The organism is Streptomyces calidiresistens (genome assembly GCF_014141525.1).
Lineage (GTDB): Bacteria > Actinomycetota > Actinomycetes > Streptomycetales > Streptomycetaceae > Streptomyces > Streptomyces calidiresistens.
In genome coordinates this window covers 1-823 of record NZ_VKHS01001361.1, presented here as the reverse complement: position 1 = coordinate 823, position 823 = coordinate 1, and the positions used below count along the sequence as shown (strand labels likewise).

Annotated in this window: 1 protein-coding gene; it reads right to left on the bottom strand. The window is 72.4% G+C overall.

Translation table 11 applies throughout. From position 1 onward, the window contains the following. Positions 1-118: 118 nt before the first annotated feature. A complete protein-coding gene (locus FOE67_RS27315) occupies positions 119-820 on the bottom strand; it encodes a response regulator (RefSeq protein WP_182667493.1) in 702 nt (233 codons plus the stop codon). Positions 821-823 lie beyond the last annotated feature (3 nt).

The window sequence follows — 823 nt, the reverse complement described above, 5'->3', positions numbered from 1 at the left end:
GTGTTCACGTGGGCCTTCCGTTCCAGTCCGCGAAGGGGTACCGGACGTTCACGGCCATGCTACGGGCGTGCCCCTCCGCCCCGCGCGGGCGGTGCCGACCCCCGGGACGGGGCGCCGATCAGGACCCGCCGGCCTGCACCAATCCGCTCTCGTAGGCCAGGACCACCGCCTGCACGCGGTCCCGCAGTTGGAGCTTGGCCAGAATCCGACCCACGTGTGTCTTGACCGTCGCCTCCGAGACGAACAGCTCCGCCGCGATCTCGCCGTTCGACAGGCCCTGCGCGATGTGCACCAGCACCTCCCGCTCGCGGTCGGTGAGCTGGGCGAGCCGGGGCGGCGGGGTCTGCTGCGTCACGGGCAGCAGGGTCGCGAAGCGGTCCAGCAGCCGGCGGGTGGTGGAGGGGGCGACCACGGCGTCGCCGCTGTGCACGGAGCGGATCGCCGAGAGCAGTTCCTCCGGCGGCACGTCCTTGAGGAGGAACCCGGAGGCCCCGGCCTTCAGCCCGGTGAAGGCGTACTCGTCGAGGTCGAAGGTGGTGAGGATGAGCACCTTGGGCCCGCCCGGGCCGCCGTCGCCGCCCTGGCAGATCCGGCGGGTGGCCTCCACCCCGTCCATGCGGGGCATCCGGACGTCCATCAGCACCACGTCCACCGCGCGCGAACGCAGCACCTCCAGGGCCTCGACGCCGTCGCCGGCCTCGGCGACCACCTCCATGTCCGGCTGGGCGGCCAGGACCATCTTGAAACCGGTGCGCAGGAGCACCTGGTCATCGACGAGCATCACGCGGATGGACGGGGGCTCGGTCTCGGGGGAGGGCATCGC

Bases quoted from the DNA above. Each gene is read 5' to 3' on its own strand.
- FOE67_RS27315 (WP_182667493.1), bottom strand. From the start codon at position 820: ATGCCCTCCCCCGAGACCGAGCCCCCGTCCATCCGCGTGATGCTCGTC.